The sequence below is a fragment of the Streptomyces sp. NPDC002619 genome, assembly GCF_042889305.1.
GTDB lineage: Bacteria > Actinomycetota > Actinomycetes > Streptomycetales > Streptomycetaceae > Streptomyces.
On the sequence record NZ_JBIAQV010000005.1, the window covers coordinates 333,337 to 358,444 of the forward strand.

General features: G+C 71.0%; 21 protein-coding genes and 1 pseudogene. 15 read left to right on the top strand and 7 right to left on the bottom strand.

The window, feature by feature from the left end:
• The first annotated feature begins 230 nt into the window (after positions 1 to 230).
• The 6 genes from lpdA to ACFYXB_RS12620 all read left to right on the top strand — a co-directional run bounded on the left by lpdA (position 231) and on the right by ACFYXB_RS12620 (position 9,266).
• Positions 231 to 1,619 carry a dihydrolipoyl dehydrogenase gene (gene lpdA / locus ACFYXB_RS12595; RefSeq protein ID WP_351353986.1) on the top strand — a complete coding sequence of 463 codons (1,389 nt, stop codon included), beginning with the start codon at positions 231 to 233 and terminating at the stop codon, positions 1,617 to 1,619.
• 60 nt (positions 1,620 to 1,679) lie between these two features.
• Positions 1,680 to 3,470, top strand: coding sequence for a 2-oxoglutarate dehydrogenase, E2 component, dihydrolipoamide succinyltransferase (gene sucB / locus ACFYXB_RS12600; protein ID WP_389580874.1), 1,791 nt, complete (start codon positions 1,680 to 1,682; stop codon positions 3,468 to 3,470).
• Between the two features lie 551 nt (positions 3,471 to 4,021).
• Positions 4,022 to 4,645: a GntR family transcriptional regulator gene (locus tag ACFYXB_RS12605; protein WP_351361651.1), complete on the top strand. Its 624-nt coding sequence runs from the start codon at positions 4,022 to 4,024 to the stop codon at positions 4,643 to 4,645.
• A gap of 282 nt (positions 4,646 to 4,927) precedes the next feature.
• The gene (gene aceE / locus ACFYXB_RS12610; protein ID WP_389580877.1) at positions 4,928 to 7,630 is read left to right on the top strand and encodes a pyruvate dehydrogenase (acetyl-transferring), homodimeric type; all 2,703 of its coding nucleotides are present in this window, start codon (positions 4,928 to 4,930) and stop codon (positions 7,628 to 7,630) included.
• 74 nt (positions 7,631 to 7,704) lie between these two features.
• Positions 7,705 to 8,691, top strand: a complete 987-nt coding sequence (locus ACFYXB_RS12615) for a helix-turn-helix transcriptional regulator (protein WP_389580879.1) — start codon at positions 7,705 to 7,707, stop codon at positions 8,689 to 8,691.
• 56 nt (positions 8,692 to 8,747) lie between these two features.
• The gene (locus ACFYXB_RS12620) at positions 8,748 to 9,266 is read left to right on the top strand and encodes a DUF4240 domain-containing protein (protein WP_351361654.1); all 519 of its coding nucleotides are present in this window, start codon (positions 8,748 to 8,750) and stop codon (positions 9,264 to 9,266) included.
• On the opposite strand, the gene ACFYXB_RS12625 is transcribed toward ACFYXB_RS12620, so the two are convergent.
• Together ACFYXB_RS12625 and ACFYXB_RS12630 are read right to left on the bottom strand one after the other, a co-directional pair.
• Positions 9,256 to 9,798 (bottom strand): hypothetical protein, encoded by a 543-nt coding sequence (locus ACFYXB_RS12625; protein ID WP_389580882.1) that lies wholly within the window; start codon positions 9,796 to 9,798, stop codon positions 9,256 to 9,258. The genes ACFYXB_RS12620 and ACFYXB_RS12625 overlap by 11 nt on opposite strands.
• Positions 9,799 to 9,892: 94 nt before the next feature.
• Positions 9,893 to 10,735: a peptidoglycan recognition protein gene (locus ACFYXB_RS12630; RefSeq protein ID WP_389580884.1), complete on the bottom strand. Its 843-nt coding sequence runs from the start codon at positions 10,733 to 10,735 to the stop codon at positions 9,893 to 9,895.
• Positions 10,736 to 10,932: 197 nt separating this feature from the next.
• Between ACFYXB_RS12630 and ACFYXB_RS12635 the strand changes: the two genes are divergently transcribed.
• Positions 10,933 to 12,117: a MarP family serine protease gene (locus tag ACFYXB_RS12635; RefSeq protein ID WP_389580887.1), complete on the top strand. Its 1,185-nt coding sequence runs from the start codon at positions 10,933 to 10,935 to the stop codon at positions 12,115 to 12,117.
• Positions 12,118 to 12,350: 233 nt separating this feature from the next.
• Here ACFYXB_RS12635 and ACFYXB_RS12640 read toward each other — a convergent pair whose 3' ends face one another.
• Positions 12,351 to 12,839 (bottom strand): GNAT family N-acetyltransferase, encoded by a 489-nt coding sequence (locus tag ACFYXB_RS12640; protein ID WP_389580890.1) that lies wholly within the window; start codon positions 12,837 to 12,839, stop codon positions 12,351 to 12,353.
• Between the two features lie 74 nt (positions 12,840 to 12,913).
• Here ACFYXB_RS12640 and ACFYXB_RS12645 point away from each other — a divergent pair, with 74 nt between their 5' ends.
• Together ACFYXB_RS12645 and ACFYXB_RS12650 are read left to right on the top strand one after the other, a co-directional pair.
• Positions 12,914 to 13,813 (top strand): TIGR01777 family oxidoreductase, encoded by a 900-nt coding sequence (locus ACFYXB_RS12645; RefSeq protein WP_389580893.1) that lies wholly within the window; start codon positions 12,914 to 12,916, stop codon positions 13,811 to 13,813.
• Positions 13,814 to 13,993: 180 nt separating this feature from the next.
• Positions 13,994 to 15,334, top strand: a complete 1,341-nt coding sequence (locus tag ACFYXB_RS12650; RefSeq protein WP_389580895.1) for an NAD(P)/FAD-dependent oxidoreductase — start codon at positions 13,994 to 13,996, stop codon at positions 15,332 to 15,334.
• A gap of 18 nt (positions 15,335 to 15,352) precedes the next feature.
• Here the strand turns inward: ACFYXB_RS12650 and ACFYXB_RS12655 are convergent, their stop codons facing one another.
• Positions 15,353 to 16,822, bottom strand: a complete 1,470-nt coding sequence (locus ACFYXB_RS12655) for a regulator (RefSeq protein WP_389580898.1) — start codon at positions 16,820 to 16,822, stop codon at positions 15,353 to 15,355.
• A 239-nt stretch (positions 16,823 to 17,061) separates the two neighbouring features.
• Between ACFYXB_RS12655 and lipB the strand changes: the two genes are divergently transcribed.
• From lipB to ACFYXB_RS12675, 4 genes are all read left to right on the top strand, one after another.
• Positions 17,062 to 17,877, top strand: a complete 816-nt coding sequence (lipB, locus tag ACFYXB_RS12660) for a lipoyl(octanoyl) transferase LipB (RefSeq protein ID WP_351361622.1) — start codon at positions 17,062 to 17,064, stop codon at positions 17,875 to 17,877.
• Between the two features lie 193 nt (positions 17,878 to 18,070).
• Complete coding sequence (gene lipA / locus ACFYXB_RS12665) at positions 18,071 to 19,057, top strand: lipoyl synthase (protein ID WP_389580901.1); 987 nt, start codon at positions 18,071 to 18,073, stop codon at positions 19,055 to 19,057.
• A 281-nt stretch (positions 19,058 to 19,338) separates the two neighbouring features.
• On the top strand, positions 19,339 to 19,539 hold the full coding sequence (locus tag ACFYXB_RS12670; protein WP_389580903.1) for a hypothetical protein: 201 nt from the start codon (positions 19,339 to 19,341) through the stop codon (positions 19,537 to 19,539).
• Positions 19,540 to 19,600: 61 nt separating this feature from the next.
• Complete coding sequence (locus ACFYXB_RS12675; protein WP_389580906.1) at positions 19,601 to 20,302, top strand: DUF4191 domain-containing protein; 702 nt, start codon at positions 19,601 to 19,603, stop codon at positions 20,300 to 20,302.
• A gap of 274 nt (positions 20,303 to 20,576) precedes the next feature.
• Here ACFYXB_RS12675 and ACFYXB_RS12680 read toward each other — a convergent pair whose 3' ends face one another.
• The gene (locus ACFYXB_RS12680) at positions 20,577 to 21,044 is read right to left on the bottom strand and encodes an RDD family protein (RefSeq protein WP_388505120.1); all 468 of its coding nucleotides are present in this window, start codon (positions 21,042 to 21,044) and stop codon (positions 20,577 to 20,579) included.
• 210 nt (positions 21,045 to 21,254) lie between these two features.
• Here ACFYXB_RS12680 and glnA point away from each other — a divergent pair, with 210 nt between their 5' ends.
• On the top strand, positions 21,255 to 22,664 hold the full coding sequence (gene glnA, locus ACFYXB_RS12685; protein ID WP_389580909.1) for a type I glutamate--ammonia ligase: 1,410 nt from the start codon (positions 21,255 to 21,257) through the stop codon (positions 22,662 to 22,664).
• Positions 22,665 to 22,794: 130 nt separating this feature from the next.
• Here the strand turns inward: glnA and ACFYXB_RS12690 are convergent, their stop codons facing one another.
• Positions 22,795 to 23,604 (bottom strand): tyrosine-type recombinase/integrase, encoded by an 810-nt coding sequence (locus ACFYXB_RS12690; protein ID WP_389580912.1) that lies wholly within the window; start codon positions 23,602 to 23,604, stop codon positions 22,795 to 22,797.
• A gap of 78 nt (positions 23,605 to 23,682) precedes the next feature.
• Positions 23,683 to 23,754, bottom strand: a pseudogene (locus ACFYXB_RS12695) (hypothetical protein); the annotation flags it as partial.
• A 722-nt stretch (positions 23,755 to 24,476) separates the two neighbouring features.
• On the opposite strand from ACFYXB_RS12695, the gene ACFYXB_RS12700 reads away from it, so the two are divergent.
• Positions 24,477 to 25,108, top strand: a 632-nt coding sequence (locus ACFYXB_RS12700; RefSeq protein ID WP_389580915.1) for an ATP-binding protein, incomplete at its 3' end; no start/stop codon positions are given.

Below are 25,108 nucleotides of genomic sequence, written 5' to 3' on the forward strand. Positions count from 1 at the left end.
CCGCGCCTCTTTGGGGCCTCATGCCCCCGGGGTCGGTCTCGCCGGGCGCTCGAGACGTGACGGATCAGACGTTCCACACCCCGGCCCGGCGTCTCCATTGCCGTCGACAAGTGCGAAGATGGGGCACGGCAGGACAGGGCCCCCACCACAGGGCCGAGAAGAGCGGCCGGACACCAGCCGCCGACCGGTCACCGTAGACCGGCGTGGCGCACATGCATGGAGGACGTGACGTGGCGAACGACGCCAGCACCGTTTTCGACCTAGTGATCCTCGGCGGTGGTAGCGGTGGTTACGCCGCGGCCCTGCGCGGGGCGCAGCTGGGCCTGGACGTCGCCCTGATCGAGAAGGACAAGGTCGGCGGCACCTGCCTGCACCGAGGTTGCATCCCCACCAAGGCCCTGCTGCACGCGGGCGAAATCGCCGACCAGGCCCGCGAGAGCGAGCAGTTCGGTGTCAAGACCACCTTCGAGGGCATCGACGTACCTGCCGTCCACAAGTACAAGGACGGCGTCGTCGCCGGCCTGTACAAGGGTCTGCAGGGCCTGATCGCCTCCCGCAAGGTGACGTACATCGAGGGTGAGGGCCGGCTGTCCTCCCCCACCTCCGTCGACGTGAACGGCCAGCGTGTTCAGGGCCGCCACGTCCTGCTGGCGACCGGCTCCGTGCCGAAGTCGCTGCCAGGCCTGCAGATCGACGGCAACCGGATCATCTCCTCCGACCACGCCCTCGTCCTGGACCGCGTGCCGAAGTCCGCGATCATCCTGGGCGGCGGTGTCATCGGCGTCGAGTTCGCCTCGGCGTGGAAGTCCTTCGGTGCGGACGTCACGGTCATCGAGGGCCTGAACCACCTCGTCCCGGTCGAGGACGAGAACTCCTCCAAGCTTCTTGAGCGCGCCTTCCGCAAGCGCGGCATCAAGTTCAACCTGGGGACCTTCTTCTCCAAGGCCGAGTACACGGCCGACGGTGTCAAGGTCACCCTCGCCGACGGCAAGGAGTTCGAGGCGGAGGTCCTCCTCGTCGCCGTCGGCCGTGGCCCGGTCTCCCAGGGCATCGGTTACGAGGAGCAGGGCGTCGCCATGGACCGCGGCTACGTCCTGGTCGACGAGTACATGCGGACGAACGTCCCGACCATCTCCGCCGTCGGCGACCTGGTCCCGACGCTCCAGCTCGCGCACGTCGGCTTCGCCGAGGGCATCCTGGTGGCGGAGCGCCTGGCCGGTCTGAAGGTCGTCCCGATCGACTACGACGGTGTCCCGCGGGTGACGTACTGCCACCCGGAGGTCGCCTCCGTCGGCATCACCGAGGCCAAGGCCAAGGAGATCTACGGCGCGGACAAGGTCGTCGCTCTGAAGTACAACCTGGCGGGCAACGGCAAGAGCAAGATCCTGAACACCGCGGGCGAGATCAAGCTCGTCCAGGTCAAGGACGGTGCTGTGGTCGGCGTCCACATGGTCGGCGACCGCATGGGCGAGCAGGTCGGCGAGGCCCAGCTGATCTACAACTGGGAGGCGCTGCCGGCCGAGGTGGCCCAGCTCATCCACGCCCACCCGACGCAGAACGAGGCGATGGGCGAGGCCCACCTGGCCCTGGCCGGCAAGCCCCTCCACTCGCACGACTGACCCTCGGTCGACGAACGCGACGACACAGACTTCCGCAACTCGTAAGGAGCAACCGAAACCATGCCGGTTTCCGTAACCCTTCCGGCGCTCGGCGAGAGCGTCACCGAGGGCACTGTCACCCGCTGGCTGAAGGCCGAGGGCGAACGCGTCGAGGCCGACGAGCCGCTGCTCGAGGTCTCGACCGACAAGGTCGACACCGAGATTCCCTCGCCCGCCGCCGGTGTGCTGGCCTCCATCAAGGTCGCCGAGGACGAGACCGTCGAGGTCGGCGCCGAGCTGGCCGTCATCGACGACGGCACGGGCGCCCCCGTCGCCGCTCCGGCCCCGGCCGCCGAGCCCGTCGCGGCCCCAGCACCCGTCGCCGCCCCCGCCCCCGTGGCCGAGGCTCCGGCCGCGCCCGCCCCGGCGCCCGTCGCCCCGGCCGGTCCGGCAGGCGGCGCCACCGGCACGGACGTGGTCCTGCCCGCGCTCGGTGAGTCCGTCACCGAGGGCACCGTCACCCGCTGGCTGAAGGCGGTCGGCGAGAGCGTCGAGGCCGACGAGCCGCTGCTCGAGGTCTCCACGGACAAGGTCGACACCGAGATCCCGGCGCCCGCCTCCGGCGTGCTGCTCGAGATCGTGGTCGGCGAGGACGAGACCGCCGAGGTCGGCGCCAAGCTCGCCGTCATCGGTGCCCCGGGTGCGGCTCCGGCCGCCGCCCCGGCCCCGGCCGCTCCGGCCCCGGCGCCCGTCGCCGCTGCTCCGGCTGCCGCCCCGGTGGCTCCGGCCGCTCCCGTGGCCCCGCCGGCCCCGGCACCCGCGCCGGTCGCCCCTGCCCCGGTCGCCGCTGCCCCGGTCGCCGCCCCGGCTCCGGTCGCCCCGGCCCCCGCGCCGGTCGCTCCGGCCCCGGTCACCCCGGCCGCGGGTGCCACCGACGAAGGCGCCTACGTCACCCCGCTGGTGCGCAAGCTCGCCGCCGAGAACGGCGTCGACCTGGCCACCGTCAAGGGCACTGGCGTCGGCGGCCGTATCCGCAAGCAGGACGTCCTTGCCGCCGCCGAGGCCGCGAAGGCCGCCGCCGCTGCTCCGGCTCCGGCCGCTGCCGCCGCTCCGGCCGCCGCGAAGAAGGCCCCGGTCCTGGAGGTCTCCCCGCTCCGCGGCCAGACCGTCAAGATGCCGCGCATCCGCAAGGTCATCGGCGACAACATGGTCAAGGCCCTGCACGAGCAGGCCCAGCTGTCCTCGGTCGTCGAGGTCGACGTGACCCGCCTGATGCGCCTGCGCGCCCAGGCCAAGGACTCCTTCGCCGCGCGCGAGGGCGTCAAGCTCTCCCCGATGCCGTTCTTCGTGAAGGCGGCGGCCCAGGCGCTGAAGGCCCACCCGGTCATCAACGCCAAGATCAACGAGGGCGAGGGCACGATCACCTACTTCGACACCGAGAACATCGGTATCGCGGTGGACTCCGAGAAGGGCCTGATGACCCCGGTCATCAAGCACGCGGGCGACCTCAACATCGCCGGTATCGCCAAGGCCACCGCCGAGCTCGCGGGCAAGGTCCGGGCCAGCAAGATCACCCCGGACGAGCTGTCCGGCGCGACCTTCACCATCAGCAACACCGGCTCCCGCGGTGCGCTGTTCGACACGATCATCGTGCCGCCGGGCCAGGTCGCGATCCTCGGCATCGGCGCCACGGTCAAGCGCCCGGCCGTCATCGAGACGGAGGAGGGCACGGTCATCGGCGTCCGCGACATGACGTACCTGACCCTGTCCTACGACCACCGCCTGGTGGACGGCGCCGACGCGGCCCGCTACCTGACGGCGGTCAAGGCGATCCTGGAGGCAGGCGAGTTCGAGGTAGAGCTCGGCCTGTAACAGCCTGTAGACGCTGCCCCCTGATGCCCTTGCCTGGAAACTCCGGACAAGGGCATCAGTCTTTTTGAGGGCGCAGCCCGAAAAAGGAGGGGCGCGGGGCTGTGTCGAGATGCGGCTCCGCCGCGTGGGCGCGACAAGCCACATGGAACCCGCCGCCGCCCAGAGACATGACGCACCGAGCCACTAGGGCCTGGTCCGAAAGTCCCGTCGTCCGTCCGAAGGGCGGGCCCGGCGGCGTCGTGGGGGTCCCCCCGCTCGAGCGAAGCCGAGAGTGGGGGAGCGTGCTCTCGGCGTGCCGGGTGCAGGCCCTCGTACTGGACGTACTCGGGTCTGCGCCCGGTGCGGCGAGTGGGGGCACCTCCCACGCCCTTCAGGCAGTGGGGGAGCGTGCATGGCGTCGCCGGGCAGGCGGGACTTCCGCAACAGGCCCTAGGCGCCCCCAGCACCGTGTAAGGCTCGTCTCACCTGCACGAAAGCACCCTCAACCGCCTCTCCGGCGGAGCGCACCGGCCTTATTGTCTAAACGTCAAAGCCCTGCGTAAGGAGCCCTCATGACCGCGCCCGTCGTCCACTCGCTGCGCGAACAGATCCGCGAGCACATCGTGGAGGGAATCGTCAGCGGGCGCTGGCAGCCGGGTGAGCGCATCGTGGAGCGTCGGATCGCGACCGAGCTCGAGGTCAGCCAGACGCCGGTGCGGGAGGCGCTGCGCGAGCTGGAGTCGCTGCGGCTGATCGAGTCCGCGCCGAACAAGGGCGTACGGGTGCGGAACCTGACGGCGGCCGACCTGGAGGAGAGCTACCCCGTACGGGCCGGTCTGGAGGCCATCGCGGCGGAGCTGGCGGCCGAGAGGCTGGCGGAGGACTGCTCGGCCCTGGAGCCGCACGTGGCGGCCCTGTACGAGGCCGACCGCAAGTCCGACGGCACGGCCCAGGTACGGCACACGGTGGCCTTCCACCGCGAACTGGTCCGCGCGGCGGGCAACTCGGTCCTCCTCCACACCTGGGAGGGCCTGGGCATCGAGGTCTTCACAGCCCTGTCCATCCGCTGGCTGGGCACGGTGCAGCAGTCGTACGCGGAGGAGCACGAGGAACTGGTCGCCGCCTTCAAGAGGCACGACCCGCGCATCGCCGAACTGGTCAAGTCCCACGTACTGGGCTGTGCGCCGCGCGCGTGAACCATGAGCGCGCCCTCGCTCATACGTCCGTCCATACATAGCCCCACCTGCGAAAACCAGCCGAAAACACGGCACCCGGTGTCTATTTCCAAGGCACCCCGTGCCTACTTTCTCGAAATCAAGAGATTTTAGGGCTCGCCCCTTTGATCGATCATCGATCAGGGAGTTAGAGTCGCCAACGGACTTCGACCCAAGTCCACCGCCCTGTCCTGCCAAAGACACAAGGGCACCCCCGAGCCCTTACCGATGAGGGAACCCCCTTCGACTGAGGAAGGCGGCGACATGACCGACCCCCACGCCATCCAGCCGAGCGAGCTCGACCAGCTCCCGGACCGCGACCCCGAGGAGACCGCCGAATGGCAGGCCTCCCTGGACGCCGTCACCCAGGCGGCCGGGCCGCATCGTGCCGCGTACCTGTTGCGCCGCACGCTGGAGCGCGCCGAGGGCAACGGCATCGCGCTGCCCAAGCTGCTCGAGACCGACTACGTCAACACGATCCCCACCGCCACCGAGCCCGCCGTACCCGGTGACGAGGCGATCGAGCGCCGTATCACCGCGTGGAACCGCTGGAACGCGGCCGCGATGGTCACCCGGGGCAGCAAGCACGGCGTCGGCGGCCACATCGCCACCTTCGCCTCAGCCGCCTGGCTGTACGAGACCGGCTTCAACCACTTCTTCCACGGCAAGGAGGGCGATGGCTCCGGCGACCAGTTGTACATCCAGGGCCACGCCTCCCCCGGCATCTACGCCCGCGCCTTCCTGGACGGCCGCCTGACCGAGCAGCACCTGGACAACTTCCGCCAGGAGGCGGGCGGCAACGGCCTCCCGTCGTACCCGCACCCGCGCCGCCTGCCCTGGCTGTGGGAGTTCCCGACGGTGTCGATGGGTCTCGGTCCGCTCTCCGCCATCTACCAGGCGCGCTTCAACCGCTATCTCACCAACCGCGGCATCAAGGACGTCTCCGCGTCCCACGTATGGGCGTTCCTCGGCGACGGCGAGATGGACGAGCCCGAGTCGACGGCGGCGCTCGCGCTGGCCAGCCGCGAGGGTCTCGACAACCTGACCTTCGTCATCAACTGCAACCTGCAGCGCCTCGACGGCCCGGTCCGCGCCAACTTCAAGATCGTGCAGGAGCTGGAGGCCCAGTTCCGCGGCGCCGGCTGGAACGTGATCAAGTCGCTGTGGGGCTCGGCCTGGGACGAGCTGTTCGCCCTCGACACGACGGGCGCGCTCGTACGCCGACTGCGCGAGGTGCCGGACGCGCAGGTGCAGACGTACCAGACGCGCGACGCCGCCTACATCCGCGAGGACTTCTTCGGCAAGGACCCGGCGCTCGTCGAGATGGCGAAGCTGCTGAGCGACGACAAGATCCTCGAGTGCTTCCACCTCTCGCGTGGTGGTCACGAGGCGCGCAAGGTCTACGCGGCGTACAAGGCGGCACTCGACCACAAGGGCGCCCCGACCGTCATCCTGTCCCAGACCGTCAAGGGCTTCACGCTCGGCCAGGGCTTCGCGTCGAAGAACGCCAACCACCAGATGAAGAAGCTGACGGTGGACGAGTTCAAGACGATGCGTGACCTGCTCGAACTTCCCATCCCTGACGCGCAGTTCGTCGACGGCCAGGTGCCTTACGGCCACCCCGGCGCCGACTCCCCCGAGGTCCGCTACCTCCAGGAGCGCCGCGCGGCCCTCGGCGGTCCGGCCCCGGCCCGCCGCACGCACGCGCTGGCCCCGCTGCCGGCCCCGGCGGAGAAGGCGTTCGCGTCCTTCGACAAGGGCTCCGGCTCCCAGAACCTCGCCACCACCATGGCGTTCGTCCGTCTCGTCAAGGAACTGGTCCGCGACAAGGAGACCGGCAAGCGGTGGGTGCCGATCGTCCCCGACGAGGCGCGCACCTTCGGCATGGAGAGCCTGTTCCCGTCCCTCGGGATCTACTCCCCCAAGGGCCAGACGTACGAGCCGGTCGACCGCGACCAGCTGATGTACTACAGGGAGGCCAAGAACGGCCAGATCCTCAACGAGGGGATCACCGAGGCCGGTTCGATGGCCGACTTCATCGCCGCGTCGAGCGCGTACGCGACGCACGGCGAGGCGATGATCCCGTTCTACATCTTCTACTCGATGTTCGGCTGGCAGCGCACGGCCGACCAGATGTGGCAGCTCGGCGACCAGCTCGGCCGCGGCTTCCTGGTCGGCGCGACGGCGGGCCGTACGACGCTGACGGGCGAGGGCCTGCAGCACGCCGACGGCCACTCCCCGGTCATCGCGGCGACGAACCCGGCTGCGCTGACGTACGATCCCGCGTTCGCCTACGAGATCGCGGTGATCGTGCGCGAGGGTCTGCGCCGGATGTACGGCGAGGCCAGGCCGGGCGAGGACCAGAACGTCTTCTACTACCTGACGGTCTACAACGAGCCGCTGCCGCAGCCGGCCAAGCCGGCCGGCCTCGGTATCGACGAGGGCATCATCAAGGGCCTGTACCGCTACAACACGGCCGAGTCGGCCGGCCTGTCCCCGGTGGCCAACGCGCCGCGCATCCAGCTGCTGGGCTCCGGTACGGCGATCCACTGGGCGCTCGACGCGCAGAAGCTGCTCGCCGAGCAGTGGGGCGTCGCGGCGGACGTGTGGTCGGCGACGTCGTGGGGCGAGCTGCGCCGCGACGCGATGGAGGCGGACGCCGCTCTCCTGCGCGGCGAGGAGCGGGTGCCGTACGTCCGGCAGGCCCTGCACGGCGCCGAGGGCCCGGTGCTCGCGGTCTCCGACTACATGCGCCAGGTCCCGGACCAGATCGCGCAGTGGGTCGAGCAGGACTGGTCGTCGCTGGGCGCCGACGGCTTCGGGCTCTCCGACACCCGTGACGCCGCCCGCCGCCACTTCGGCGTCGACGCCGAGTCGATCGTCGTCGCGGCCCTGGCCCAGCTGGCGAAGCGGGGCGAGGTCAAGGCGACGGCGGTGAAGGAGGCCCGGGAGAAGTACGGGCTGTAGGACCTGACGTCCAGGGAGGGGTACGGCAACTGCCGTGCCCCTCCCTTGTCAGTGGCCCCCGGCATCATGGCCGTATGCGCGCCGCCCGGCTCATCAAGATGGTGCTCCTGCTCCAGTCCCGGCCCTCCATGACCGCCGCCGAACTCGCGCGGGAGCTGGAGGTGTCGGAGCGGACGGTGACGCGGGACGCGCAGGCGCTCTCGGAGGCGGGAGTGCCGGTGTACGCGGACCGGGGGCGGGCCGGGGGCTATCGGCTGGTCGGCGGTTACCGGACGCGGCTGACGGGGCTGGCCCGCAGCGAGGCCGAGGCGCTGTTCCTGTCCGGGGTGCCGGGTGCGCTGCGGGAGATGGGGCTGGAGGATGCGGGGTCGGCAGCGCGGCTGAAGGTGACGGCGGCGCTCCTGCCCTCCCTCAGCGACGCGTCCCGTACGGCGGCGCAGCGGTTCCATCTGGACGCGCCCGCGTGGTTCCGGGAGCCGGAGACGCCCGCGCTGCTGCCGGCGGTCGCGGAGGCGGTGTGGGACGACCGCGGTCTCAAGGCCCGTTACCGGCGCGGGGAGGACGAGGTGGAGCGGGCGCTGGAGCCGTACGGGCTGGTGCTGAAGGCCGGGGCCTGGTACCTGTGCGCGCGGGTCCCGGAGGCGGACGCGTTCCGCACGTACCGCGTCGACCGTTTCACGGCCGTGGACGCGACGGACACCCGTTTCGTCCGCGACGAGGAGTTCGACCTGCCCGGCTTCTGGGCGGAGCGGGCCGAGGCCTTCGCACGGTCGATCCTGCGCGCCCAGATCGTCGTACGGCTGTCCCCCGAGGGGGTGCGCAGGCTGGCGTACACCGTCGATCCGCTCGCGGCGCGCGAGGCGCTGGGGGACGCGGGCGAGCCGGACGCGGACGGCTGGGTGACCGCGATGGTGCCGGTGGAGTCGGAGGAGGTCGCGCACAGCCAGCTCACGGCGCTCGGTGCGGAGGCCGAGGTGCTGGCGCCCGAGACGCTGCGGGAGCGGTTCGCGCGGGACGCGGCACGGCTCGCGGGGCTGTACCGGCGCCCGGACGCCCGATAACAATCCGCCGCACTCCACGTGCGCCCCACCCGCTCAAGGCCGATGCTTGACCCGTGATGGACGAGATGGAGTTCTGGGAGCTGGTGGACGCCACCCGGGAGGGCGCCGAGGGCGACCCCGAGGACCAGGCGGACCTGCTCGTGGACCGGCTCGTCCAGCTCGACCCGGAGTCGGTCCTGGACTTCGCCCGGCACTTCGAGTCCCGCTACAACCGCGCCTACCGCTGGGATCTGTGGGGTGCCGCCTGGGTGCTGCTCGACGGGGCCAGCGACGACGCGTTCGACTTCTTCCGGTGCTGGCTGATCGGCCAGGGCCGGGAGATCTTCGAAGGCGCCGTGCACGACCCGGACTCCCTGGCCGACCTGCTGGCCGACTTCGACGAGGAGATCGACGGCGACGGCGAGGAGTTGGGCTACGCGGCGGACGAGGCCTACGAACAGCTCACCGGCACGGTGGCCCCGGACCTCGGCATCGCCCCCGCCCCGGCCGAACCGGACGGCACACCGGTGGACTTCGAGAACGAGTCGGCACTCGCGGAGCGCTATCCCAAGCTGTGGGACCGGTTCAGGGAGTGAGCGTCGGGCCGGCCGGTGTGACGTAGTACGGCGCGCGTCGGAACTCCGCGCGGCCGACGGCGGCGAGCGCGGGCTTCCACAGCTGGACGCCGTGCCGACGCTCCCACTGTCGCGCGGTGCTCCAGTTGTTCTCGGCGCCGAGGAGGAGCATCAGCTGGCAGCAGACGCCCAGGAGCGGGGAGTCGGCGAGGTACGCGCCACCCAGTGTCACGGCGACGGCGAGGAGCGCCACACGGAGGCGGCCCTGCCGCAGCCGACGGGACTCCTCCGCCAGGTCCGGCATCGCCGTGAGTGCCGCCGCGGCCGCGAACTGCCGCCGTTGCCGCGGCCTGTGCGTCAGGAGGCCGGCCACCCACACCACCACCAACCCGGCGGGACCGATGATCTGTATCCACCCGGCGGTGTCGGAGGGCTCCAGATCGTGCACGGTGGAGAAGACCACGACGTCCGCGACCGCCCCCGCCAGGAGTCCGGCCAGCGCCTCGCCGACCGAGGCGTCGACCATGCGCACCAGGTGCGGCGTACCAATCATGGTGGTTCCCCGTTTCCCGTCGTGGATCGGGGTCATGGAACACCGCATGTCCGGGCCATGTCCAGACAGTTCCCGCGGCTGCTCGCGTCGTCCGTCAGCGGGTGCCGGACGGGGTGCGGCCCTGCAGCTGCGCCGCCCGCTCCCGGAGCCTGGGCAGTTCGGCGGTCAGGGCCGCTCCCGGGCAGGTCGTGCGGAAGGCGTCGTTGTGGCCGGACAGGGCGGGGAGGGAGGCGGTGGTGCCGGTCGGGTAGCGGCTGAGGCTGTTGCTGGAGGTCAGGGAGACCGCCGAGCGTGGGTCGACGCCGGCCAGGCCCAACTTCCAGGCGGCCAGGGCGGCGATCGCGTCCGTCATGGCGCGCGGCACGGGGACCCCGGCCGTGAAGGTGCCGATCGCGGCGATGCCCGTGGTGCGGTGGTTGAAGCCCTGGGTGTGGGCGCCGGTGACGGGGTGGTCGACGCCGCCCGCGCGGCCCTCGTAGATCGTGCCGCAGTGGTCGACGAGGAAGTTGTAGCCGATGTCGTCCCAGGCGCGGGCCCCGGTCTGGCCGGCGTACAGGTGGCGGATGATGCGCGGCGCGTCGGCGCAGTCGTAGTCGTTGGGCGAGTCGGTGTGGTGGATGAACACGGCGACGACCTTGTCGTCGTAGCGCGGGGGCGGCTGGGTGTGCCGGGCGGTCGCGTCGAGCCAGGCCGAGCGCGGCACGATGATGGGTCTGGCCGCCTGGCGCGGGGTGGCGTGGCGTAGCGAGGCGGGCTGGGCCGGCCGGGCCTTGACGACGGGGCCCTCGACGGCGCGTGCGCACAGCACCAGCGCGGCGACGGCGGTGAGGCCCGACAGACAGCTCAGGAGCACAAGGACGGCCCCGGGCAGCCGCACGGCCCGGCGCCGTCTCTGCTTCCCCCGCGGTGTCCACCGCAGTCTTGGAAAGGCACGCATGGCTAACACTCTGGGTGTGTCGCGCACTGCCCGCGATGTGTGCTGTGCCACCCGGTGGAACCATCGTCCCGGTCCGGGACGTTTCTGGAGGTACACGCACGCGTGTCTGGTTCCGGACGACACGCGCGCGTGCCTGATCAACGGGCCCGTCCCGCTCGTACTACGGGGTCCGAGAGGTCCGAGAGAAAGGCGGCTCCGTGGATCTGCTCGATCTGCTGCTCGTGCTGGTGATCCTGGCCTACGCGGCATCCGGGTACCGGCGCGGTCTGGTGGCCGGCTGTGTCTCGCTGGCCGGTTTCGTGGGCGGTGCGGTCGTCGGGGTGTGGGTGCTGCCCTGGGTGATGGAGCTCGTCACGCGCGGGACGACGGCGGCGACCGTGACGGCGGTGCTGACGGTGCTGGTCCCGGCGGCGGTGGGGCACGAGCTGGCGGGGCGGCTGGCACTGCGGCTGCGCGGCGAGCTGGACCGGGGGCCGCTGCGGGTGGCCGACGGGCTCGGCGGGGCGGCGGCCAACACGGTCGCGGTGCTGATCGTGGCCTGGGTGGCGGCGAGTGTCCTCGGCGCCTCGTCGTCGGCGGTGCTGACGACGGCGATTCGGAACTCGGTGCTGCTCGGCACGGTGCAGGACGCGATGCCGGACACCACGCCCGCCTGGTTCTCGCGCGCCACGTCGGCACTCGCCGAGGCGGGCTTCCCGCAGGTGTTCAACCCGTTCGAGAACGAGTCGACGGCACAGGTCGCCAGGCCCTCCGGCGACAGCGTCACGGCCGGCGCGACGAACGCGGCGAAGCTGAGCACGGTGAAGATCGAGGGCGTCTCCGGCGACCAGGGCCGCGAGGGCAGCGGTTTCGTGTACGCGGCGGGGCATGTGATGACCAACGCGCATGTGGTGGCGGGCATCGACGAGCCGACAGTGCGCATCGGCGGCGTCGGGCGGTCGTACGAGGCACGGGTGGTGCTCTTCGACCCGGACCGGGACGTGGCGGTGCTGTACGTGCCGGAGCTGACCGCGCCGGTGCTGCGCTTCGACGCCGGTGCAGCGCGCGGCGACTCGGCGGTGGTCGCGGGCTATCCGCACGACGGCGCCCTGAACCTGCAGGCGGCGACGGTGGCGAGCCGGGTGCGGGCGACGGGCCAGAACATCTACAACGACGGCACGGTCACCCGGGAGATCTACTCGATCCGCTCCACGGTCCGCCCCGGCAACTCGGGCGGCCCGCTGCTGACCACGGACGGCAGGGTGTACGGCGTGGTGTTCGCGCGCTCCACGTCGGACAACGAGACGGGGTACGTGCTGACGGCGGACGAGGTGGCCGCCGACGCCGCCCGCGCAACGCACGCGACGGCACCGGTGGACACCGGAGAACTGGTCACGTCGTAACGCGTCCGCACGTCGTGACGCGGCTAGGGCCTGCTGCGAAAGTCCCGTCGTCCGTCCGAAGGGCGGGCTGGGCGGTGTCAGGTGCGTGCTCTCGGCGTGCCGGGTGCAGGCCCTCGTACTGGACGTACCTGGGTCTGTGCCCGGTGCGGCGAGTGGGGGCACCTCCCACGCCCTTCAGGCAGTGGGGGAGCGTGCATGGCGTCGCCGGGCAGGCGGGACTTTCGCAACAGGCCCTAGAGGAACCGGCCCATGAACACGTCGTCCACGTACGCGCCGTCGATGAGGAACTCCTGCCGCAGCACGCCCTCGACGGCGAACCCCTCGGACTCGTAGAGCTTGCGGGCCGGGGTGTTGTACCCGAGGACGCGCAGGGTCAGGCGGCGGGCGCCGCGCCGGCGGGCCTCGTCGGCGGCGGCGCGCAGCAGCGCCCGGGCGACGCCCCGGCCGCGGGTCTCCTCGGCGACGGCGAGGCCCTGGATCTGCCACACATGGGCGTTCACGGCGAGCCGGGTGGGATGGCCGAGGCGGAGGTAGCCGACGATGCGCCGCTCGAGTTCGGCGACGAGCACGTCGTCCACCGGGTGGCGCTCGTCGAAGAAGGGCGGGTACGGCGCCCTGGGTTCGGGCATCACCGCGTGCAGCGGGGACCACGTGGTCCGGTCGAGGAGGCTCAGCTCCTCCTCGTCATCGGGCAGGGCGGCGCGTATGTACAGGTCGGGCATGCCGGTCACCCTACGTCGGACGGCGCGGGCGCCCCGAGAGAGTTTCCCGGCCGCGGGAACGGCATGCTGGGGTCATGGAACGTTCGCGAATCGCGGTGGCCGGCGCGTCCGGTCTGATCGGCAGCGCACTGGTGCGGTCCCTGGCCGCGGACGGGCACGAGGTGGTGCGTCTGGTCCGGCGCGCGTCCCACGGCGCCGACGAGGTCTGCTGGGACCCCGAGGGGCAGTACGTGGACGCGACGGCGCTGGCCGGTTGCGACGTGGTGGTCAACCTCGCCGGTGCCGGGGTGGGCGACCACCGCTGGACGGACACGTACAAGAAGCGGGTGCGGGACAGCCGGGTGCTCGGCACGGCCGCGCTGGCGGAGGCGATCTGCGCCCTCGACGATCCGCCGCGCGTCTTCGTGAACGGCAGCGCGATCGGCTTCTACGGCGAGACCGGGGAGCGGGTGGTCGACGAGGACGCGCCGCCCGGGGAGGGTTTCCTGCCGACCCTGTGCGTGATGTGGGAGGAGGCCGCGGCGCCGGTCCGGGAGGCGGGGATCCGTACGGTGCTCGCCCGCACCGGTCTCGTGGTGGCCCGCGGGGGCGGCGCCTGGGGCCGGCTGTTCCCGCTGTTCCGGGCCGGGCTCGGTGGGCGGCTGGGGGAGGGACGGCAGTACTGGTCGTACATCGCACTGCACGACGAGGTCGCCGCGCTGCGCCATCTCATCGACACCGACGGCCTGTCCGGGCCGTTCAATCTGACGGCCCCGCAGCCGCTGACGAACCGTGAGATCACCGAGGCGATGGGCCGGGTGCTGCACCGGCCGACGGCGTTCGCCGTGCCGGCGCCGGTGCTGCGGACGGTGCTCGGCGAAATGGCCGGGGATGTCCTCGGAAGTCAACGGGTGGTGCCGAAGCGGCTGTTGGAGTCCGGGTTCACGTTCGCGTTCCCGGCGATCGAGGACGCGATCCGCGCCGCCCTGGGGTGACGGGCCGCTCGGCGGGCCCAGGGTAGGTGAGCGTATGCGACCGCCGTGCGACCGTGCCCTGCCGATGCGCGACTGCTGTTGACCGATCACGGACCTAACCTCGACCCGAACTCGGGTATCCCTGGAGCCCGTTGGGGGCATGACGTCTCCACCGGCAGCGCAACCTCGAGGAGGGGCCTCGTGCTTGAGCCCGTGTACCAGGCGGACGTCGTCGTCGTGGGGGCCGGTATCGCCGGACTCTCGGCGGCCCATCGGCTGATCAGCGCCGGAGTGACGACCGTGGTCCTGGAGTCCGCCCCCTGTGTGGGCGGTCGCATGTCGACGGAGAAGGTCGACGGCTTCCGGCTCGACCGGATCGGACAGCTCCTGTCGACGTCGTACCCCGAACTACGCCTGACGAAGGGGCTCGACGCCCTCGTCCTGCACCCCTTCGCCCCCGGCGTCCTGCTGCACCACGACGGACGCCGGCACCGCGCAGGCGCACCGGGGAGCGGGGGGAGCGCAAGGGGCGCACTCCACGCCGTACGCGCCCTGGCGAGCGCCCCCAGGGGGCCGGCCGCGTCGTCCGCGCGCGTGGGCGCCGTCGACCTCGCCCGCCTGGGGGTGGCCCTCACGCGGATCGCCGGCACGCCCGTCGAACGCATCCTGGCCCGCCCCGAACACCCCGCCGCCCACGCCCTGGCGGCCCGCGGGATGCCCGCCCGCACGATCGACGGCTTTCTGCGCCCGCTGCTCGCCGCCCTGCTGTGCGACCCGGAGCTGACCACCTCCAGCCGGTGCGCCGACCTCGCGCTGCACTCCTTCGCGAGCGGCAGACTGTGCGTGCCGGAGGGCGGCGCCGAGGTGGTGCCGGAGCTGCTCGCCCGCGCGCTGCCGCCGGGCACCGTGCGCACCGGGGTCCGGGCCACCTCCGTCTCGACGACCTCGGTGACCACCGCCGAGCACGGCGAGTTCCGCTGCCGTGCGGTCCTGCTTGCCACGGACGCACGCGCGGCGGCCGAACTCCTGCCCGGTCTGCGCGTCCCGGACTTCCACCCGGTGACGGTGGTGCACCACACGACGGACGAACCGCCCGTCACCGGGGCCTCGTTGCTCCTCGACGCGGACCGCGGCGGCCCGGTCGCGCACACCGCGGTCGTCAGTGAGGTCGACCCGACCCGTGCGCCCGCGGGCCGGGCGCTGGTCTCGTCGACCGTCCTGGGCACTCCCCCGGAGGGCGTCGACACGGCCGTACGCATGCACCTGGCCCGGCTGTACGGCACCCCGACGCACCGCTGGGAGACCCTCGCCGTGCATCACACCCCCGAGGCCGTCCCGGCGATGCGCCCCCCGCACGACCTGCGCCGCCCGGTACGGCTCCTGGCGGGCCTGTATGTCTGCGGCGACCACCGCGACACCAGCACCGTCCAGGGCGCCCTGCACTCGGCCCACCGCGCCGCGTCGGCGATCCTGACGGACCTGGGCGCGGCGGGCTCGATGCACCGCGCGGACCCCCTGCCGGGCCTGCGCAAGGCGGCCTGAACGAACCGGACACAGCTCTTACCCGAGCGCGGCCACCTTGTCGCGGTAGCCGCGCACCGGGGCCGCGTCCTTGTACGGCTCCAGCCGGCGCTCGAAGTCGCGGACGTACTCGACGGCCCGTGCCGAGCGCATCTCCACCGCCTGTCCGGCCGCCTCCGCGCCCAGTGCGCAGGCCTGGTCGAGTTCGCCGAGGCCGAGGCGGGCGGTGGCGAGGACGACCCGACAGAACAGTCGGCTGCGGGCGTACAGGGGGGCGCGCAGTTGCAGCGAGCGCTCCGCGTGCTGGGCGGCGGCCCGGAACTGCTGCAGATCCCGGTGGCAGTGCCCGAACTCGTCGGCGAGCTGCGCCTCGTCGAAGAGGCGCGCCCAGTGGGGCACTTCGTCTCCGGGCCGGGCCGCCTCCAGGGCGCGCTCGGCTCGCACCAGCGCGCCCGTGCACGCCCGCACCTCCCCCAGTACGCCGTGCGCGCGGGCCTCGGCGGAGTGCAGCAGCGCCTGGACGACGGGCGGGGCGTTGGTCCCCACCCCCTGCTGGGCCACACGCGCGAGCTGGACGGCCTCCCGCCCGTGCGCGAGATAGACGGCCTGGCGGCTCATGGTGACCAGGACATAGGAGCCGTAGGCCCGGTCCCCGGCGGCCTGGGCGAGCCGCAGCGCCTGCACGAAGTAGCGCTGGGCGAGTCCGTGCGCGGCGATGTCGTACGACGTCCAGCCCGCGAGCCGGGTGAGATCGGCGGCGGCGGCGAACAGCCGGCGGCCGGTCTGCTCGCCGTAGGTGCCGCGCAGCATGGGCTCGCACTCGTGCTCCAGATAGCGCACCAGGGCCTGCCGCGCGTGGCCGCCGCCGTACTGGTCGTCGAGCGTGCGGAAGAGGTCGCCGACCGAGCGGAGCGCGGAGATGTCACCGGCGCCGACCTTCTGGCCGACGCCGCGCTCGCCCTGGCCGCGCGGGCGGGACGGCGTCGGCGCCGCCTGCTCCGGCAGGGACTTGGCGGCGGCGGGCCGGCCCTGTGCGGGCACCCGGGCGACGGCCTCGCGGGCCACCTTGTCGTCGGCCTTGCCGATCAGCCAGTCGCGGCTGGGCACGACGAGGCCGGCCGGGGTGAACGCGATCCTGCGCAGCTCGGCGTGGCTGCCGGAGTCCTTGCGCCACAGCCCGCTGACGATGTCGACGGCCTCGTCCGGGGTGGCCGCGAACTCCAGCCCGGCGTACACCGGCGCACAGGCGTCCAGACCGAGATCCTGGGCCGTGAGCCGGCGCCCGAGCCGGCGCGTGAAGACCTCGGCGATGAGCGCGGGTGTGGTGCCCCTGGGCTGCTGACCGCGCAGCCACCGGGTGACCGATGTCTTGTCGTATCTGAGATCCAGCCCGTGTTCCAGACCGAGCTGGTCCACGCGGCGGGCCAGACCCGCATTGGAGAACCCCGCTTCCGCGATGAGCGCGGCGAGCTGGCGGTTGGGAGTGCGCTGCGCGGGTCGTTCCGTCATCTGCGGTGCGGTCTCCTGCCTTCCGGGCCGGCGATGTGCCCGGATTGCCTGTGAGCAGCCCTTATGGCCTCATGAACGGCGCGAATGTAGCGGAGAGTGAGCGCCCGATCGCACGCTTCCCCACGCATTCATCCGATCGTGTGAGGATTGTCCGCAGGGCTGACGCGCCCGAGCCGGTCGTACAGTGACTTGGGCGCGTTACGTGCCTGACGCACACATCGCCGAGGGAGGCGCTTGCCGTGAGTGAGTTGCGGTTCGTCCGCATGGGGTTCGGGGCACAGGCCGTCGACTACCAGGAGGCCTGGGACGAGCAGCGCCGGGTGCACGCGGCCCGGTTCGCCGACGAACTCCCCGACACCGTCCTGCTCCTGGAGCACCCCCCGGTCTACACGGCGGGCCGGCGGACGGCGGACGACGAACGCCCGCTCGACGGCACCCCGGTCATCGACGTGGACCGCGGCGGCAAGATCACCTGGCACGGCCCGGGCCAGCTGGTCGGCTACCCGATCCAGAAGCTGCCACGCCCCGTGGACGTCGTCGCGCACGTCCGCCGCCTCGAAGAGGCCCTGATCCGCACGTGCGCGGAGTTCGGCCTGGAGACGACCCGGGTCGAGGGCCGCAGCGGCGTCTGGGTCCTCGGCGACCCGGTCGACCAGCGCCCGGCGCTCGGCGGACTCTCCCTCGACTTCGACCCGCGTCTGAGCGACGACGAGTTCGACCCCCGCCTCAACGGCCCGGAGTACGCCCCGTCCAACGCCGGCCAGCGCCGCGAGGACCGCAAGATCGCCGCGATCGGCATCCGCGTCGCCAAGGGCGTGACCATGCACGGCTTCGCGCTGAACGTGAACCCCGACAACCGCTGGTTCGACCGGATCATCCCGTGCGGCATCCGCGACGCGGGCGTCGCGTCCCTCGCGAACGAACTCGGCCGCGACGTGAGCATCGAGGAGGTCCTGCCGGTGGTCGAGCGCCACTTGAAGGACGTACTCGAGAACGCGGACCTCAGGCCGAGGGCGATCGAGAAGACACCGGCGGCAGAAAACACCGCGGCATAAATCGTTCCGACCGGGACTTGAGAACAAGGTCAGGCGAAAACAGCCCGTCCGGCATTTGAGGACGAGGTCGTTCAGGCCGAAGCGGGGGCCTGGGAGCGACAGCCCCCAGTCAAGGCCAACACCAACGCCGGGCCACCAAATCAACGGGCGTACCCTGGGTCACGCCGAAGAATCAATCGCTAGGGAGCCGGTCGTGTCCGCAGTCGCACCCGACGGACGCAAGATGCTGCGCCTGGAGGTCCGCAACAGCCAGACCCCCATCGAGCGCAAGCCCGAGTGGATCAAGACCCGGGCGAAAATGGGCCCCGAGTACACGAAGATGCAGAACCTCGTGAAGAGCGAGGGCCTGCACACGGTCTGCCAGGAAGCCGGCTGCCCGAACATCTACGAGTGCTGGGAGGACCGCGAGGCGACCTTCCTCATCGGCGGCGACCAGTGCACCCGGCGCTGCGACTTCTGCCAGATCGACACCGGCAGGCCCGAGGCGCTCGACCGCGACGAGCCGCGCCGCGTCGGCGAGTCCGTGGTCACGATGGACCTCAACTACGCCACGATCACCGGCGTCGCCCGCGACGACCTCGAGGACGGCGGCGCCTGGCTGTACGCGGAGACGGTCCGCCAGATCCACGCGCAGACCGCCGGCCGCGAGACGGGCCGTACGAAGGTCGAGCTCCTGGCCCCCGACTTCAACGCGGTCCCCGAGCAGCTCGAAGAGGTCTTCTCGGCCCGCCCCGAGGTCTTCGCGCACAACGTCGAAACCGTCCCCCGCATCTTCAAGCGCATCCGCCCCGGCTTCCGCTACGAGCGCTCCCTGAAGGTGATCACGGCCGCCCGCGACTACGGCCTGGTCACCAAGTCGAACCTGATCCTCGGCATGGGCGAGACCCGCGAGGAGGTCGTCGAGGCGCTCCAGCAGTTGCACGAGGCGGGCTGCGAGCTGGTCACCATCACGCAGTACCTGCGCCCGAGCGTCCGCCACCACCCGGTGGAGCGCTGGGTGAAGCCGCAGGAGTTCGTGGAGCTGAAGGAGGAGGCCGAGCGGATCGGTTTCTCCGGCGTGATGTCGGGCCCGCTGGTACGGTCCTCCTACCGTGCCGGGCGGCTGTACCGGATGGCCGTCGAACAGCGTCAGTCAGCTGCTCCGCAGCGGGGCGGCTCGATCGCCACCCAGGCCGTCTGACACTTCGTCACCTCTCTTGCCCCGTAGGGCGGGCAAGCCGACAAGACTGCGTGTGAATTCGCGCACAAGACACTACCCGCCAGTAGAGACCAGAAAGACGCGGCCCCGACCGTCCTCGCAGCTGAGGGCGTACGTCAGGGCCGCGTCAGCATTTCGGCCCCCCGCATAAAGGCTTCATTGGTGTTTGACCGGTCGGTCACGCCCTGGTAACACCAGTCAGTGACGCTGGACTCACGCCACGTTCACCCATTCCCGGAGCTGTACCGAGGGGGCCCACCACGATGCAGGCCGCGCCCGTTCGCGCCACCGCCATCCCGTCCTTCACCGACGCACTCCGTGCCGTCGAGTCGCTGTTGATGAGTGGCGGCCAGCGCACCGCCCGCCGCAACGCCTGGACCTCCGTCCTGGAGGACCGCCGCCGCGCCCATGACCGGGTCGAGGCGGAGCGCGTCCTGGAGCAGGCGTCCTCCTCCCGCTCCTGACGCCCCTTCCTCCGGGACACTGCCGTCGTCGGCGCTTCCGGGGCCACGTAGACTGCGTGGCATGGCGAGGAAGGACACGGCAGCGGACGCTGCGAATGCAGGGCGACTGAAACAGATCGCCCTGACCTACAAGATGACCCGCAAGGCCGACAAGAAGATCGGTCTTGTACTCGCGGCTGTCGGAATCGTCACCTTCGGTGTCTTCCTCGCGATCGGCTTCTTGATCGGTCACCCCATCTATCTCGGCATCTTCGGCCTTCTGCTCGCCTTCCTCGCGACGGCGATCGTGTTCGGCCGCCGGGCCGAACGGGCCGCCTTCGGGCAGATGGAGGGACAGCCGGGGGCCGCGGCCGCCGTGCTGGACAACATCGGCCGGGGCTGGAGTACGACGCCGGCGGTGGCCATGAACCGCAGCCAGGACGTGGTGCACCGGGCGGTCGGCAAGGCCGGCATCGTGCTGGTCGCCGAGGGCAACCCGAACCGGCTGAAGACCCTGCTGGCCGCCGAGAAGAGGAAGATGGCCCGCATCGTGGCGGACGTGCCGGTGCACGACGTGATCGTCGGCACGGGCGAGGGCCAGGTCGAGCTGAAGAAGCTGCGCACGACCCTGCTGAAGTTCCCGCGCGTCCTGACCGGCGCGCAGGTCACCACCACCAACGACCGGCTGCGCGCCATGGGCGACCTGATGAGCAACATGCCGCTGCCGAAGGGCCCGATGCCGAAGGGCATGCGGATGCCGAAGGGCGGCCCGAAGGGTCGCTAGTTCCCCGTACGAGAAAGGGGGCGCCCGGAGCCACGCGGCGGTAGCCGCATATTGGCAACGTCCGGGCGCCCCCTTCGTCGTAGAACTCGTGGGACCTCTAGGGCCTGTTGCGAAAGTCCCGTCGTCCGTCCGAAGGGCGGGCCCGGCGGCGTCAGGTGCGTGCTCTCGGCGTGCCGGGCGCAGGCCCTCGTACTGGACGTACTTGGGTCTGTGCCCGGTGCGGCGAGCGTGCGTGCATGGCGTCGCCGGGCAGACGGGACTTTCGCAACAGGCCCTAGATCCGCACCTCGACGGTCCGCGCCAGCCGGTCGTGCAGGCCGCGGCCGTCGCGGTCCCAGATCAGGGCCGGGATCGCGAGGCAGAGCAAGACCGTGCGCAGCAGGGCCCGGCCGGGGTTCACCCGGCCCGAGGCGAGTTCGACGACGCGCAGGCCGAAGAGGCGCTTACCGGGCGTGAAGCCGACCGTACCGACGGTGAGGACGCCGAGCACCAGGAAGATGAGCAGCGCCCAGTTGCCGGTCGACGGGCCGTAGCCGTCGGTGACGAGGCCGTATGCGATCAACACGCACAGCGCCCAGTCCACGGCCAGTGCCCCCAGCCGCCGTCCCGGGCGGGCGATCGAGCCGGGCCCCTCCTCCGGCAGACCCAGCTGCTCGCCCCGGTAGCCGAAATCGGCACCGGCGTCCTCCATGGCCGCGCGCGGCCCGGACAGCCACGATCCCATTGCTTGCCTGTTGTCCACCCGTCCAAGGTACTGCGCCCGTAAATGACCGGGGCACGGCGGGGTGTCCGGGGGCTACGGTGGAACCGAAGCCGGTTAACTTCAGCGAAACAAATGGGTCACGAGCGAGAAATCACGCGTCCCTAGGGTCGAGGTCGGCGTGTGCCACCGCACTGGCCGCACGAACGAACTACCACCCCGGCGAGGACGGTCGGGAGTAGGAGGAGCTGGATGTTCCAGAACGCCGACGAGGCCAAGAAGTTCATCGCGGACGAGGACGTCAAGTTCATCGATGTCCGCTTCTGCGACCTGCCGGGCGTGATGCAGCACTTCACGGTGCCCGTCGGTGCGTTCGACCCGGATGACGAGCTCGCCTTCGACGGGTCGTCGATCCGCGGCTTCCAGGCCATCCACGAGTCCGACATGGCGCTGCGCGCGGACCTGTCGACCGCTCGGGTCGACCCGTTCCGCCGCGACAAGACGCTGAACATCAACTTCTTCATCCACGACCCGATCACGGGCGAGCAGTACTCCCGTGACCCGCGCAACGTGGCCAAGAAGGCCGAGGCGTACCTGGCGTCGACCGGTATCGCGGACACCGCGTACTTCGGTCCCGAGGCCGAGTTCTACGTCTTCGACAGCGTCCGCTTCGCCACCACCGCGAACGAGTCCTTCTACCACGTCGACTCCGAGGCCGGCGCCTGGAACACCGGCGCACTCGAGGACAACCGTGGCTACAAGGTCCGCTACAAGGGCGGCTACTTCCCGGTCCCGCCGGTCGACCACTTCGCCGACCTGCGCGCCGAGATCTCCCTCGAGCTGGAGAAGAACGGCCTGAAGGTCGAGCGCCAGCACCACGAGGTGGGCACCGCCGGCCAGGCCGAGATCAACTACAAGTTCAACACGCTGCTCGCGGCCGCCGACGACCTGCAGCTCTTCAAGTACATCGTGAAGAACGTCGCCTGGCGCAATGGCAAGACGGCGACCTTCATGCCGAAGCCGATCTTCGGTGACAACGGCTCGGGCATGCACGTCCACCAGTCGCTGTGGCAGGGCGGCGTGCCGCTCTTCTACGACGAGCAGGGCTACGCCGGTCTGTCGGACACCGCCCGCTACTACATCGGCGGCATCCTCAAGCACGCCCCGTCGCTGCTGGCCTTCACCAACCCGACGGTGAACTCGTACCACCGCCTGGTGCCGGGATTCGAGGCGCCGGTCAACCTGGTGTACTCGCAGCGCAACCGCTCGGCCGCGATGCGTATCCCGATCACCGGCTCCAACCCGAAGGCCAAGCGCGTCGAGTTCCGCGCGCCCGACTCCTCCGGCAACCCGTACCTCGCCTTCTCGGCGCTGCTGCTCGCCGGCCTGGACGGCATCAAGAACAAGATCGAGCCGGCCGAGCCGATCGACAAGGACCTGTACGAGCTGGCTCCCGACGAACACGCGGGCGTCCCGCAGGTCCCGACCTCGCTCCCGGCCGTACTCGACTCCCTCGAGGCCGACCACGAGTTCCTGCTCGCCGGTGACGTCTTCACATCCGACCTGATCGAGACGTGGATCGACTTCAAGCGCACGAACGAGATCGCGCCGCTGCAGCTGCGTCCGCACCCGCACGAGTTCGAGCTCTACTTCGACGTGTGATATCGCCCCAGGTCAGAGCGGGTAACCGCTCCCCTGGACCGTCTGTGGGCCGTCGGCCGGCTCTCCCAGCACGGGAGAGCCGGCCTTCGGCTTTTCGGCTCCCGGTCTTCGGGGGCCGACTCAGGCTGCGTCACCCGGCCGCTCTTCGAAACGCCTGATCGATGGCCTTACGGGCTCGATCCTGGCTGTTCGCCAACAGGTGCGTGTAGGTGCGCAGGGTGAAGCCAGGGTCCGCGTGCCCCAGGTACCCGGCCAGGGCCTTCACGTTCTCCCCCGCGTCCAGCAGCACCGACGCGTAGTAGTGCCTCAGGGCGTGCATGCCGTGCTGCCGCGACTCTCTAAACCGCTCTCCCGGCGACCGCTCCGGGATCACGCCTGCCGAGACCAGGGCGGGCTTCCAGAGGTGCATGTTGAAGTAGTTCCGGTTCAGCGCCTTCCGCTCCCGTGAGTAGAACAGCAGCGTCGCGGTTACCGGTGGCCCGTCGGGCGTCTTCCACGGCAGAGTCACGTCGAGAGGCGGCCTGTGGGTGATGTGAGCTGCCAGCGCGTTCGACACGACATCGGGAAGCGGGACGTCGCGCAGCTTTGCCCCCTTGGGCGGGGCAAAGACCATGTGCGCGCCGACCAGCTTGACCTGCCGCACGACGTGTACCACTCCCCCGATGAAGTCCACCTCGTCGACTGCGAGCCCGAAGATCTCTCCCTGCCGCAGACCGCAGCCGGCCCCGATGTCAACCGTCGTGGCGTAAGCCGCGGGAAGTCCGTGGCGAACCGCCCTCACTCGTTCCCCGGTCCAGGGCTTGATCTTCCGGGGATCGAGTTTGGGAGCCCTGACAGAACCCACACGGCAGGGGTTCCGAGCGATGATGCCGTCGTCCACGGCAGCGCCGAAGACTGCTGAGACGTTCGCGAACACCGTCCGCTGGTACGACGCAGCCATCCCGGAGTCCTTGAGGGCGCGCGCCCAGGCACGGATGCGCGCGACCTGAAACGTGCTCATGGACCGCGAGCCCATGTACGGGAAGGCATGCAGTCGAAACCGCAGCTCCATGTTGATGATCGTGGAAGGGTCCGTGGTCTGGGATGCCAGCCACTGAGCGGCGAAGTCCCTGAACGTGACTTTCCCTGCTGCCGGGTCGACTTACTGCCCTCGCGCCAGGTCGGCCGCGGTCTGCGTCAGCCACGTCTCCGCCAACCGCTTTTGCTTGTCCGGGAAGGACTTGCTGCGCTCGGTACCGTCCGGAGCCACGTAGCGGGGCGCGGTAGCGCATGCCCGCGCCGTAAGGCGTGGGCCCTAGCAGGGCCCACGCGGTACGCGGGATGGTTACCTACCGCCTAACCACCAAAGGAACCGTCCGCCCTGGCTTTTTGGCCGGGGACGATCCGGTGCCACCAACGGCATACCCGCTGCCGCCGGTCTGGCCGGTCTCGCCGGGTCCGCCTGCGCCGCCGACTCCAGGAGCAGGGACGCCTCCACCCCCACCAGCCCGGCCCTCGCTGCCGATGCCGGCACCTCGGGGCAGGGCGATGGTGCCGTCGGCGACACCGCCGCCGCTAAGCCTCGATCCACCGACGTGGTCTGAAGGTGATCTTCTGACGGGTCTGTGAGCCTGTTTCGGGTGGGCGGTGTGGGCGGTGTGGGCGCCTCGGCATTCCCTCAGTGATCACTACTGCGTGAGGCAGCTCACACTCCTCCTTATACGGTCATATGAAGCAAATATGAAGCACACCAATGCGTCATACGGCGCATGCCTGAAGGCTGCTCGCCGTCGCACGATTCTTGGTCATGAATACGAGATTGATCCTCGCGCGGTGACCGAGCCGGTGGGATCGCGGCCGGTAGCCGATCTGGTGGGGCGCAGGGCCGAGTGGGAACTGGTCAAGTCACTGCTCGAGGGGGATGGCCGGGTTGGCCCGGGTCTGTTGCTGCGCGGCGATCCGGGGGTGGGTAAGAGCGCGCTGCTGGATGCGGCCGCGGCGCGGGCCGCAGCCGTTGGCATGCGAGTACTGCGGGCCTCCGGCGTGGAGTTCGAGGCCGAGTGGAACTTCTCGGCGCTGCACCAGATGCTCTACCCGCTGCGCGAGCATGTCGACCGGCTCGCCGGCCGCCACCGCGACGCCCTCCTGCAGGTCCTCGACCTCGCGGCGGAACCCTCGCCGGACCCGCTGGTCGCCTCGACGGCGCTGCTCGCCCTGCTCGGCGACGTCGCAGCCGAACGTCCGCTGCTGATGATCGCCGACGACGTGCAGTGGATCGACCGCGCCAGCGCGACCGCGCTGGGGTTCGCCGCCCGCCGCATCGCCGATCACCCCATGGTCTTCCTGGCCGCCAGCCGCACCGGGGCGGACGGCTTCGTCCGCCACATCCGGCTGCCCGAATACGTGGTCGGACCGCTGGCCGAGAAGCCGGCGGCCAAGCTGCTGGACACCTGGTGGCCGGGGCT

Excerpts from the sequence above, each read along its gene's own strand:
- ACFYXB_RS12625 (WP_389580882.1), bottom strand. The coding sequence starts at position 9,798 with ATGATTGGTACGCCGCACCTGGTGCGCATGGTCGACGCCTCGGTCGGC.
- ACFYXB_RS12640 (WP_389580890.1), bottom strand. The coding sequence starts at position 12,839 with ATGCCCGACCTGTACATACGCGCCGCCCTGCCCGATGACGAGGAGGAG.
- sucB (WP_389580874.1), top strand. The coding sequence starts at position 1,680 with ATGCCGGTTTCCGTAACCCTTCCGGCGCTCGGCGAGAGCGTCACCGAG.
- glnA (WP_389580909.1), top strand. The coding sequence starts at position 21,255 with ATGTTCCAGAACGCCGACGAGGCCAAGAAGTTCATCGCGGACGAGGAC.
- ACFYXB_RS12615 (WP_389580879.1), top strand. The coding sequence starts at position 7,705 with ATGCGCGCCGCCCGGCTCATCAAGATGGTGCTCCTGCTCCAGTCCCGG.
- ACFYXB_RS12620 (WP_351361654.1), top strand. The coding sequence starts at position 8,748 with ATGGACGAGATGGAGTTCTGGGAGCTGGTGGACGCCACCCGGGAGGGC.
- ACFYXB_RS12655 (WP_389580898.1), bottom strand. The coding sequence starts at position 16,822 with ATGACGGAACGACCCGCGCAGCGCACTCCCAACCGCCAGCTCGCCGCG.
- ACFYXB_RS12670 (WP_389580903.1), top strand. The coding sequence starts at position 19,339 with ATGCAGGCCGCGCCCGTTCGCGCCACCGCCATCCCGTCCTTCACCGAC.
- ACFYXB_RS12675 (WP_389580906.1), top strand. The coding sequence starts at position 19,601 with ATGGCGAGGAAGGACACGGCAGCGGACGCTGCGAATGCAGGGCGACTG.
- ACFYXB_RS12645 (WP_389580893.1), top strand. The coding sequence starts at position 12,914 with ATGGAACGTTCGCGAATCGCGGTGGCCGGCGCGTCCGGTCTGATCGGC.
- aceE (WP_389580877.1), top strand. The coding sequence starts at position 4,928 with ATGACCGACCCCCACGCCATCCAGCCGAGCGAGCTCGACCAGCTCCCG.
- ACFYXB_RS12630 (WP_389580884.1), bottom strand. The coding sequence starts at position 10,735 with ATGCGTGCCTTTCCAAGACTGCGGTGGACACCGCGGGGGAAGCAGAGA.
- ACFYXB_RS12690 (WP_389580912.1), bottom strand. The coding sequence starts at position 23,604 with ATGGCTGCGTCGTACCAGCGGACGGTGTTCGCGAACGTCTCAGCAGTC.
- ACFYXB_RS12605 (WP_351361651.1), top strand. The coding sequence starts at position 4,022 with ATGACCGCGCCCGTCGTCCACTCGCTGCGCGAACAGATCCGCGAGCAC.